This is a genomic window from Enterobacter sp. SA187 (genome assembly GCF_001888805.2).
GTDB lineage: Bacteria > Pseudomonadota > Gammaproteobacteria > Enterobacterales > Enterobacteriaceae > Enterobacter_D.
In genome coordinates this window covers 3,680,688-3,690,443 of sequence record NZ_CP019113.1, presented here as the reverse complement: position 1 = coordinate 3,690,443, position 9,756 = coordinate 3,680,688, and the positions used below count along the sequence as shown (strand labels likewise).

At 55.2% G+C, this 9,756-nt stretch carries 13 protein-coding genes; all 13 read right to left on the bottom strand.

All coding sequences use genetic code 11. The features are described from left to right. Positions 1–76: 76 nt before the first annotated feature. Positions 77–1,048 (bottom strand): tRNA 5-methoxyuridine(34)/uridine 5-oxyacetic acid(34) synthase CmoB, encoded by a 972-nt coding sequence (gene cmoB / locus BMF08_RS17745; protein ID WP_072568853.1) that lies wholly within the window; start codon positions 1,046–1,048, stop codon positions 77–79. After that, the gene (cmoA, locus tag BMF08_RS17740) at positions 1,045–1,788 is read right to left on the bottom strand and encodes a carboxy-S-adenosyl-L-methionine synthase CmoA (RefSeq protein ID WP_072568852.1); all 744 of its coding nucleotides are present in this window, start codon (positions 1,786–1,788) and stop codon (positions 1,045–1,047) included. Before cmoA ends, cmoB begins: the two co-directional genes overlap by 4 nt. Positions 1,789–1,828: 40 nt before the next feature. After that, the gene (locus BMF08_RS17735; RefSeq protein ID WP_072568851.1) at positions 1,829–2,224 is read right to left on the bottom strand and encodes an MAPEG family protein; all 396 of its coding nucleotides are present in this window, start codon (positions 2,222–2,224) and stop codon (positions 1,829–1,831) included. 54 nt (positions 2,225–2,278) lie between these two features. Continuing rightward, on the bottom strand, positions 2,279–3,052 hold the full coding sequence (locus tag BMF08_RS17730; RefSeq protein WP_072568850.1) for a DUF72 domain-containing protein: 774 nt from the start codon (positions 3,050–3,052) through the stop codon (positions 2,279–2,281). Further along, positions 3,031–4,344: a tyrosine-type recombinase/integrase gene (locus BMF08_RS17725; protein WP_072568849.1), complete on the bottom strand. Its 1,314-nt coding sequence runs from the start codon at positions 4,342–4,344 to the stop codon at positions 3,031–3,033. The genes BMF08_RS17730 and BMF08_RS17725 overlap by 22 nt, the downstream gene beginning before the upstream one ends. A gap of 55 nt (positions 4,345–4,399) precedes the next feature. Then, complete coding sequence (locus BMF08_RS17720; RefSeq protein WP_072568848.1) at positions 4,400–4,636, bottom strand: excisionase family protein; 237 nt, start codon at positions 4,634–4,636, stop codon at positions 4,400–4,402. A gap of 41 nt (positions 4,637–4,677) precedes the next feature. Beyond that, entirely contained in the window at positions 4,678–5,241 is a 564-nt protein-coding gene (locus tag BMF08_RS17715) for a 3'-5' exonuclease (RefSeq protein ID WP_072568847.1), read from the bottom strand. Further along, positions 5,238–6,083 carry a hypothetical protein gene (locus BMF08_RS17710; RefSeq protein WP_072568846.1) on the bottom strand — a complete coding sequence of 282 codons (846 nt, stop codon included), beginning with the start codon at positions 6,081–6,083 and terminating at the stop codon, positions 5,238–5,240. Before BMF08_RS17710 ends, BMF08_RS17715 begins: the two co-directional genes overlap by 4 nt. Positions 6,084–6,086: 3 nt before the next feature. Continuing rightward, on the bottom strand, positions 6,087–6,317 hold the full coding sequence (locus BMF08_RS17705; RefSeq protein WP_072568845.1) for a hypothetical protein: 231 nt from the start codon (positions 6,315–6,317) through the stop codon (positions 6,087–6,089). Between the two features lie 2 nt (positions 6,318–6,319). Continuing rightward, positions 6,320–6,946, bottom strand: coding sequence for a hypothetical protein (locus tag BMF08_RS17700; RefSeq protein ID WP_072568844.1), 627 nt, complete (start codon positions 6,944–6,946; stop codon positions 6,320–6,322). Positions 6,947–7,102: 156 nt separating this feature from the next. Next, positions 7,103–7,612, bottom strand: a complete 510-nt coding sequence (locus tag BMF08_RS17695) for a hypothetical protein (protein WP_072568843.1) — start codon at positions 7,610–7,612, stop codon at positions 7,103–7,105. Continuing rightward, on the bottom strand, positions 7,609–8,139 hold the full coding sequence (locus BMF08_RS17690) for a hypothetical protein (protein ID WP_072568842.1): 531 nt from the start codon (positions 8,137–8,139) through the stop codon (positions 7,609–7,611). The genes BMF08_RS17695 and BMF08_RS17690 overlap by 4 nt, the downstream gene beginning before the upstream one ends. Positions 8,140–8,232: 93 nt before the next feature. Beyond that, complete coding sequence (rdgC, locus tag BMF08_RS17685) at positions 8,233–9,162, bottom strand: recombination-associated protein RdgC (protein WP_072568841.1); 930 nt, start codon at positions 9,160–9,162, stop codon at positions 8,233–8,235. Between the last annotated feature and the right edge of the window lie 594 nt (positions 9,163–9,756).

The window sequence follows — 9,756 nt, the reverse complement described above, 5'->3', positions numbered from 1 at the left end:
CCCGTTTGGAAAAAGATGTAAAGTTAACGTGTAGGCCCGGCAAGCCTGCGCCGCCGGGCGGGCGTCCGCCGCAAGATCACGGTTTGCGGGCAATCAACACCGCACGCTGCGGGGCAGGGTAACCTTCCACCGTTTTGCTGACATCAAGCGGATCGAGGAATTCCGCCAGGGATTCGGTGATCATCCAGTCGGTGCGGCGCTGCTCCTCAATGGAGGTCACGCTGACGTCGGCGATACGCACATCCACAAAGCCGCATTTTTCCAGCCAGTTTTTCAGCGCCAGCGCCGACGGGATAAAGTAAACATTACGCATCTGCGCATAACGATCCCCCGGCACCAGCACGGCATTTTCATCCCCTTCGATGACCAGGGTTTCCAGTACCAGCTCGCCCTCTTTCACCAACTGATCTTTCAGCTGCCACAGATGCTCCAGCGGCGAGCGGCGGTGATAGAGCACGCCCATCGAGAATACGGTGTCAAAGGCGTTCAGCGCCGGTAGCTGCTCAATGCCCAGCGGCAGCAAATGCGCGCGCTGATCGTTGCCCAGCAGTTTACGCACCGCTTCGAACTGGCATAAAAAGAGCTGCATCGGATCGATACCCACCGCCAGGTGCGCCCCCGCGCCGATCATGCGCCACAGGTGATAACCGCTGCCGCAACCGACGTCCAGAATGGTGCGTCCGGTCAGATCCGACAGATGGGGCAGTACGCGATCCCATTTCCAGTCGGAGCGCCATTCGGTATTGATATCCACGCCGTAGAGAGAAAACGGCCCTTTGCGCCACGGCATCAGATTGCGCAGCAGCGTTTCGATGCGTCTGATTTGCCCGTCGCTTAACGGCGTCTCGCTTTCGGCGGTGACGCTGTGCAGCAGATCCAGCCGGTAAGGAGTCATCTCCGGCAGAAACTCAACGGCGTTATTCCACTGCTTGAACTGGCCGTGCAGGGCGTCGCGCTGCCAGCTGGCGATCTGCGCGGGCAGGGTTTCCAGCCAGTGGGAGAGGTGATTTTTGGCGATAAGCTGATAAAAATTGCCGAAGTCGATCATTGCGCATCCCCGGCTTTCAGCGCCACCAGTGAACCAAAGTTAAAGCACTGGAACCAGAGCTCGCTGTGTTCAAAACCGGCTTTGCGCAGGCGGGCTTTGTGCGTCTCCACCGAGTCCGTCAGCATGACGTTTTCCAGCATGCTGCGCTTCTGGCTGATTTCCAGCTCGCTGTAGCCATTAGCACGCTTGAAGTCGTGATGCATATTGAACAGCAGCTCGCCGACCTGGGCATCTTCAAAGCTGAACTTTTCCGACAGCACAAGCGCGCCGCCCGGGACGAGGCCCTGATAAATGTTGTCCAGCAAAGCCTGGCGCTCAGCAGGTTCAAGGAATTGCAGGGTGAAATTCAGCACCACCATTGAGGCGTTTTCGATACGCACCGCGCGGATGTCGCCTTCCACAACCTCTACCGGCGTTGGCGCTTTGAAGGCTTCGATATGGCGGCGGCAGCGTTCGATCATCGCCGGTGAATTATCCACGGCAATGATTTTGCAGCCCTCATGGGCGATATTACGGCGGACAGACAAGGTGGCCGCGCCCAGAGAACAGCCCAGATCGTAGACCTGGGTATCCGGCGTGACGAAACGCCCGGCCAGCATGCCGATCATGGAGATGATATTCGAGTAGCCCGGAACGGAGCGCTGGATCATATCCGGGAAGACTTCGGCTACCCGTTCATCAAATGTCCAGTCGCCCAGGCTGGCGATTGGCGCAGAAAAAAGCGTGTCGCGGTGAGGCATAACGTAAAAATCCGAGAAAACAAAAGTGGCGTATTGTGCGCTAATGCAGGGAGAAAACCAACTCCCAGGGCATATACCACAGGTTAGCCAGCACCAGCAGGATCAGCGCGCACCAGGTGGCGCTCATGGCAGAACGACGCCAGAAAAGCAGATGGTGGTGCAACCCGTAGTAATGCATCAGCCGCCCGATAACCAGCAGCAGGCCGCAAAAATGTACCATCCAGGTTTCTGCGCCGTTCATTTCCATAAACAGCAGCAGGATCAGGGCGGCGGGGAGGTACTCCACCGCATTGCCATGAATACGGATCGCCGTTTGCAGTTCGCTAAAACCGCCGTCACCCAAAGAGACGCGGTACTGCATGCGTAACCGTACAACATCCATGGAAAACTTCATCAACAGCAAAACGCTCAGCACGGCATACAGCGCGCTAACCATAACAACTCCGTTAAAGGTACAAAGATGGCACACCTCTATGATAGCGCGACTGCTTCAGAAAAGAGAGGATTGTTGTGGAATTGAGGGCGCGGCGCCGACGGACGGTATGGCCGTGCGCAGAGACGACCAGAGGGTATCCACCAGTTCCGGGGCCTGGGCAATATCCGGCGTGTGTAAAAACAGCCAGGGCGTGCTGCTTTGCTCCCACAGCGGCAGCTTTTGCAGCCAGACGTCGAACAGCGCGCGGTTTTGCGCCATGTCGTCGCTGCCGATAAAGCGCACCATGGGATCCTGCGCGGTGACTACCGCGTGCACCGGCAGCTTTGGCTTTTTACGCTGGGCGTCAATAATCGCCTGGTTACTCGGGATCGCGCTGTGCACCGGTCGGCTGTCTAAAATCACCCGGTTAACGCCACGCATATGCAGGCCACGGTTAAGCTGCGTTTCTGCTTCGCCTTTGACGAAAAATTCCCCATGCCGCACTTCCACGCCATAGGTAAAGGTTTTCGGCAGGCCATCCAGAAATTCCCACAGGGCAGGTAATGCCTGCGGGCCAAAAGTCGCCGGAAGCTGCAGCCAGAACTGCCCCATACGATCGGCAAGAGGGGACAGGCGGGTGAAGAATTCCTGGGTTAAATCGTCGCAGTTGCGCAGCGCCGCCTGGTGGGAAATGGTGGCCGGAAATTTAAAGCAGAAGCGAAAATCATCATGAGTCTGCTCGCGCCAGCGGGTGACGATCTCCGCTTTCGGCAGGGCGTAGAGGGTGGTGTTACCCTCCACGCAGTTGACATGGCGGGCAACACTAACTAACTTACTGATTTTAAAAATGCTCCACTACTGCCTTGTGGGCGATGGGGCATTGATGGGGCAAAGTCGCCAAGCTTTTGGTTGAGCATCGCTATCTGCTCTGTGCTGCTGTCAGCCATCCAGGCCCCGTACACATTGAACACCATCTGGGCGCTTGCATGACCCATCTGACTGGCAATGAAGCTGGGGTTTGCGCCAGCCGATAATGACCAGCACGCGTAAGTGTGGCGTGACTGATAAGCCTTCCTGTGCCTTATTCCTGCTCGCTTAACCGCCGCGTCCCAGGAGTCACCTATCGAATCGACCTTATACACAAAACCTACCTGATCGCTGCGCCTGACCAACTGCGGATTAAAGACAAACGTACAGTCGTGCTTCTCCGCACGGCCATATTCGCGCAACTGAACATCAATCTGATGCTGCTTGCCCAGCCTTGTCATTTCAGCCTGGTTTTTCAGTACGCTAACAGCTGGCTCTATCAGGTGGATCACTCTGTTCGTACTGGCATCAGTTTTCGGTAGAGTGAATTCACCCAGTTTCGTATAATTACGGCGGATTGTTATTGTCCCAGCTTTAAGATCGATGTCTTCCCAGGCCAGGGAGAGCAGTTCCCCGTGACGCACCCCTGTGTACACTGCTAATGACCACAGGTTTTTCGTCTGCTGATGCCGGCATGCTTCAATCAGGCGGATAAATTCGTCACGAGTTAGCGGATCGGGTTCTACCCTGGCTTTTTTCAGCGGCTTAATACCTTCAAACGGATTCGACTTTATGTAGCCATGATCTGCAGCAAACTGGAACATTCCCGCGATTGTTGTCATGTAATAATTTACGGTAACAACACTTCTGCCTTTGGTCAGTGAATCGCTTTTCAGTCCTGCCAGATGGCCGGTAAGCAAATCCTTCCTGATGTACAGTAGATCCTCTTTGGTCACCGCGGCTACCAGTCTGCCCCCTCCGATCCGTGGCACCATATTTCTTACGACCGACTCATAGCGATTGAGGGCGTTCGCAGAAATCTCCATCTTTTTCAGATCCAGCCACTTTTCTGCGAGTTCTTTCACTGTAATTTCTTTCCTGCCTACCCCAAAAGTCTTGAGGTGAGGTGATTCGGGAAACTGTGCCGCATAGTCGAACGTCCCTGTGCGGATTGCGAAACATACCGATGTCCTCAGTTCCCCGGCGATCTTCCTGTTCTTTATGGTGTCAGGGACACCGAGGTTTTCCCTGACACGCTTACCTTTATAAGTAAACCAGATGCGCAAAGAGCCACCGTGGTTTTCGACGCCTGTCGGATATATGGCTTTAACCATCGTTCCCTCCCGACGCCCAAGAGCGATGTGAGCTTACCTTTTTCATGGTATCAAATCACCCAGGTTGTTTATTTCTGAGCGAGGCAACCCACGCATCTACTGCCTTGCGGTTATACATACACTCACTGGATGGTTTCGGATTGCCATCCGGGGAAACGTGAATATATTCCCGTCCAACCATCCAGCATTCTTTTCTGGCCCGGAGGATGGTCCCCGGCTTCAGCCCGGTCACCGTGATAAGAACACTTTCGCAAACCCACTCGTTAGGCGCTAACTGAATCACTTCTTGCATAGTTACCTCCACTTTGCCCGGCTGCACCCGGGTGTTTAACCTTATTCGCTGGTGGCAGGAATTAACCGCTGCCATATTGCCGAAACATACTTCGCCTGGTGCCGGGCATCCGCCAGCGCGTTATGCATATCACCCTCAAAGGGGATCTCGTAGCGTGGGTTAAAGCCGACAGCGCGACCCAGCTCGACAATCGTCCTCACGTCGCGGTCGTTCCAAAACTGCCAGGGGCAGTGGAAACCATGACGTTCGAATGAGGCCCGGGTGATCACGTTGTCGAATGTCGCCCCGTTACCCCAGACCTGTAGGTCTCTAAGAATGCAGTTTTCATCAATCAGCCTTCTCAGACCGCCCAGCGCATTAGTGATATGCATGCGGTTATCGCTGGTGATCGCCGCCCGCGCTTCCGCGCTTTGCTTCATCCACCATAGAATGGTGCTGGGGTCGGCCACTGCATCGCCCACCAGAGAGCTCTCCAGATCCACGACGGCATAAAATTCCGGCCCCAGCTCGCCGGTAGAGGGTTCAAACAGCACGGCGCCGATCGAGATGATAGGAGCGGTGGGCTTGTTGCCCATGGTTTCGAGGTCAATCATTAAGTGGTTCATTTGGTTGGCTCCTGTGGGGCGGCGGCGAGCATGGCAACATAAGCGCACTCCATTGGCCCCGGCGCCGGCCTGTCGTGGATTTGAATTTGGCTGCGTTCGTAGTGGGCCGCTATACCGGAAGAAATCATTTCCGCTGTCGGCTCAACAGGCACAAGCTTCCAACCTTCAGGCAACTTGTAAGGCTGGCTTACAGGTTCGGCTTTGAGCATGGCGGCGCGCCAGTCTCCAAGCGCCCGATTGTACCACTCAGCACAGCCGCCACCGACTCGACGCCCTTTGTACATCCACCATCCGTCCGCATCGTTACGTTTAATAGGCTCAGGCACCTGCACTGGCTGCGCTACTGGTGGCACATAGCCACTGTGCAGATGCTCGTCATAAGCCAGAATGTCTGGTTCTTCTGGCAATTCACCAATCATCCAGCGCATTCTATCTGCTTCATAGCGCACGCGGTCAGGGTATTCCGAGCAGTCAATTGTGAACACTCTGCACCCACCATCTTTACGACGCAGAATTGCCGTCCAGTTGGTTTTGCCGTTGCTCTCCGGCATAGCGCCATACCACACTGTCAATTCCGGCTGCGCTACTGGTGCTGGCTGCGGGGAGGCGTAGAGCTTAGTTTCCGTAATTTCGTACTCGTTGATGTCTTCTGGTGACCAGTTACCAAATCTTGGCTCCAGGCTAAATCTCGCATCAGCGTGAAGCTTATCGCGGTACAAATACGCCACCGGCTCCTGACCTTCGACCGCAAGCAGGCGGCGGGCCATTTCTGCTGACTCCTCCAGCGTTACGCAAGTGTCGTAATCGCGGATTTCTTCCAGTCTTTCTCTGGTCAGTGTCATGGGTTAGTCCTCAATTGCACGAAACAGCGTTGACTGCTGAAATCCGGTCAGGAACCATAATCCGTCAGCGCGTAAGCTCATTTCGTACCAGTCTTCAGGATTAAGGTCAGAAACAAGATTGTCACCGCATAAGCAGGTATCCGGGCCGCGCTTTTCAGAGTCGTAAATTTCTCCAGGAGTAAACCACTCGGTCTTTTCGGAGTACACGCACTCCATTTTGATAACACTGGACATACTCACTCCCCCTCTATCTTCAGGCTGATGCCCGCGGCGGCGCAATTTTCTTCAAATATTCGGATCATCGAAGAAACCGTGACGTTGTGGATTGCCGCTAAATCCGCATTGCTGAACCTGGCATCCGCATAGTCTTCATATGTGCGACGGCGTGGCAGCTTCACGGTGAGCGTTCTGGCCTCAAGCTCGGAGATTCTGGCTTCCGCTGCATCAGCGCGAGCACGATGATTCTCAATGGCCGCGCATGCCTGGCCGTAAGCCCACTCTGTCGGCGTGCGGTTTTCGTAGCGCTTCTCTGCGGCTTCCGCACGTGCCTTAAACTCAGCTATGCGAGATTGTGCGGCTTCCAGCGCCTCTGTCAGCGCCAGGATGTTGGTGGGGTTGGCTTCACGTAAGTATTCTTCTGCCAGGCCGTGATGCGGGCCTATTCCGTAGAATTGGACGCCAAGTGCCACGCCGTCGATGTTGCAGAAGTCATTTTCTTCTTCGACGTAGCCAGCGCCTTCGCAGCATGGGCATTCTAAATACCCACCGTTGCCCCTCTTAACTTGTGCAGTGTCAAGATTGAGCGCCGTTGCTTTCAGCGCCGCCGCTTTCAGCTTCGCCGTCAGTTCGGTGATGTCAGTCATGCTTCACCTCGACGTAATAATCGTCATCAAAGGGGTTGCCGTCGCCGCATGCAGCATCCTCCAGGTCTTCTTCGCTCTGGCATATCCGGCAAAGCTTTTGACCTACCCACATGTCTTCTTTACAGCGTGGACAACGGTCTAAATCTTCATCTGGCCTCATACCTTCACCTCGTTGCGCAGCTGGGCGGCGAAGTCGTCACCATTACGAACAGTAATCGCAAAGCTGATGAGTGATTGATTAACCCAGTTGCTGAACAAGCCACTGTCCGCCGCTTTCTGAATGCCGATTGACTGCTGCTCGGCCAGGAAGCGATCCGTGGCGGGAGTTTCTTTGAGCACATAGCAAATGTCATCTGTGCTGCAAGGGTCGTCTTTTCCGCATAACTCGCAGAAGTGGACGGATTCACTGTGCGACTGAATTGCAGCCTTCAGCTCCGCATTCTCAGCCACCACATCCGCAAGCTGTGCTGACAGCTGATCGCGCTCTGATTGCATTCCATTACTTTTTTTCGTTAATCCGATATACGCCAAATTAAGCGCTTCAAGCCGGGAAGCTATTTCACCCACTAAATCGGAATAAACACCAGTCTGCTTAATGCTGGTGGCGTAGTTATGCGCCGTTCTGACCAGCTCAATGATGGTCATTTTTGCCATTTGCTCTTTCATTGGCGCGCCTCGCTCAGTTCATTGAAGCGGTTCAGGAACAGGCCATAAGCCTGACCCGGGCGGAGTGGATTGATCTGGATGAGGTCGGATGCCGGTATGCCTTCGAGAATCGGCCAGTGCGTACCGTTGTCGATTTCCAGATCGCGACGCTCGGTTGCCAGCATGACCAAATCGGCATATTTCACCATGTCGGACTGATGCAGGGGCAACCCGAACTTAGAGCGGATCAGGTCATCAACGAGCGTTTCGATCCGGCGGTAATCCGGCAGCAGCCTTTTCAGCGGCGCGGGGATGTCCTGGCAGTAGGCTTCAGCGGCGTCATGCATCAGCGCTTCAAAGGCGTATTCCTGCGGCACGATCTGGCTGCACAGAACGGAGTGCTGCGCCACGCTGTAAAACTCCGGCAGGTGACCGGCGAAGCGGCAAATATTGGACAGGGCAGTGGCGATGTCCTCAATATCAACATCGTCTGTTTGCGCGTTCAGGTAATCAAAATGCTTACCGCTCAGGGTTTGAATAAAGGACATCGTTAGTTCTCCGTGTTATTTCGCGCTGCACCGCGCCGAATTTTGGTTGCAGCAACCCAACCCATTGCGATGGGGTAGGTCACTGCTTAGGGGTTATCGTTTGGCTTCGCCGCCGAGCGCCGTAGTCAGGTTATTGAGAAGGGAAGCCAGCTCGCCGGTCATCAGGACAAAGTCAGCGTCAAAGCGCGCAGCGGCATCTTCCCGATCAATATCGTCGTTCTGGTCGCGCAGCTCATCGGCGAACCTGAGCCGCTTAATTGCCGCGTCATCGCTCAGCACAAAATCGACGCGCTGCTGCCAGTCCAGCGCCAGTCTGGTGACCAGCTTGCCAGCGTCCAAGTGGGAGGTGATCTCGTCACTGGAAAGCTCCTGCTTTTTGAAGCGGCCGATGCCGCCATCTTCCAGGATCGCTTTGAGCTCGGCTTCATCTCCCAGAGCAAATCCCTGAGGCGCTGATCCTGAGCGCACCCATTCGGTCATAGTCAGCTCTATCGGTGTCTCCATCGTCAGCGGCACCACCGGCAAAGAGCCGAGAGTTTTACGCAGCAGCGCCAGCGCGTCTTCTGCACGTCGAGCACTGGCAGAGTCGATCAGCACCAGGGAGTCGTTGAGGTTTATCCAGATGCGGATCATGCTGCTGCGAGTAAAGGCGCGCGGTAGCAAGGAGTGGAGCACTTCATCGCGCAGCGAGTCTTTTTCGGTCTTCTTCAGCTTGCGGTTCTGCTGGCCTTCCAGCTTCGCTACCTTTTTGTCCAGCTCCTCGGTGATCACTGGCTTCGGCAATATTTTTTCTTCGCGACGGATTACCAACAGAAGTTGGCCGCCAGTGAGGTGGAACAGCTGATCCGACAGCGCGCCCATCGGCGACACCCAGCCAGCCTTAGCGAAGTCCTGGCTACCGCAGGGAGTGAAGCGGAACGCCTCAAGCTGCTGCGCCAGCTTCGCCGTGCCGTTGTTGTCGACGATGATCACATCGCGGCTGAGGCGATAAGCCAGCAGGTTTTTGAAGAACGGGTTATTCATTAGGTTGTCCTCTGAGCGCCACTGCACAGGCGCTACGGCTTAGTTTCTCCACACAACACAGAAGAGCACCTGCGGTTGGGGGATCCGCCCGGGTGGATTGGGTTATGAGCCCGTCGCCCGGTGATGCTCTTGTGTGTTGGGTAAAAAAGTGCGGCGCCCTCACGGGAAAATAAGATCAGACGCCGCCAACAGACTACACACGTTCGTTTTATTGGAATTTTGGTTGTGACACCGGGGCGCTACACCCGCTTACTTCCCGCCGCTCTGTTTTGGTATTGGTCACCAGTGCCTGTGACTCAGCCGATTACGGGTCTTTGCGTCGGCCGGCGCTGCAGTTCGCTTGAACACGTCACAACGGAAAGAGCATTGCGTAACCTGGCACCGATCTGGCCGCCGGTCGGTTTGTACTGGATTCTTCCCCAGCCACTGGCCCGGACAACGAAGCTTCTATGTGCGTTCCAACCAATGCTCTTTCCTGTTGTGTGCGAATCATCCGGTCATTCATACGCCACCGGCAGCTACTTCGTGGGTGTCCTGCCTATCGCTGTTGCTTGTAGGTACATTATGTACCGCATGGGTACATTGTCAAGCATA

Bases quoted from the DNA above. Each gene is read 5' to 3' on its own strand.
- BMF08_RS17710 (WP_072568846.1), bottom strand. From the start codon at position 6,083: ATGACACTGACCAGAGAAAGACTGGAAGAAATCCGCGATTACGACACT.
- BMF08_RS17705 (WP_072568845.1), bottom strand. From the start codon at position 6,317: ATGTCCAGTGTTATCAAAATGGAGTGCGTGTACTCCGAAAAGACCGAG.
- rdgC (WP_072568841.1), bottom strand. From the start codon at position 9,162: ATGAATAACCCGTTCTTCAAAAACCTGCTGGCTTATCGCCTCAGCCGC.
- BMF08_RS17725 (WP_072568849.1), bottom strand. From the start codon at position 4,344: ATGGTTAAAGCCATATATCCGACAGGCGTCGAAAACCACGGTGGCTCT.
- BMF08_RS17715 (WP_072568847.1), bottom strand. From the start codon at position 5,241: ATGAACCACTTAATGATTGACCTCGAAACCATGGGCAACAAGCCCACC.
- BMF08_RS17735 (WP_072568851.1), bottom strand. From the start codon at position 2,224: ATGGTTAGCGCGCTGTATGCCGTGCTGAGCGTTTTGCTGTTGATGAAG.
- BMF08_RS17690 (WP_072568842.1), bottom strand. From the start codon at position 8,139: ATGTCCTTTATTCAAACCCTGAGCGGTAAGCATTTTGATTACCTGAAC.
- cmoA (WP_072568852.1), bottom strand. From the start codon at position 1,788: ATGCCTCACCGCGACACGCTTTTTTCTGCGCCAATCGCCAGCCTGGGC.
- BMF08_RS17720 (WP_072568848.1), bottom strand. From the start codon at position 4,636: ATGCAAGAAGTGATTCAGTTAGCGCCTAACGAGTGGGTTTGCGAAAGT.
- BMF08_RS17700 (WP_072568844.1), bottom strand. From the start codon at position 6,946: ATGACTGACATCACCGAACTGACGGCGAAGCTGAAAGCGGCGGCGCTG.
- BMF08_RS17695 (WP_072568843.1), bottom strand. From the start codon at position 7,612: ATGAAAGAGCAAATGGCAAAAATGACCATCATTGAGCTGGTCAGAACG.
- cmoB (WP_072568853.1), bottom strand. From the start codon at position 1,048: ATGATCGACTTCGGCAATTTTTATCAGCTTATCGCCAAAAATCACCTC.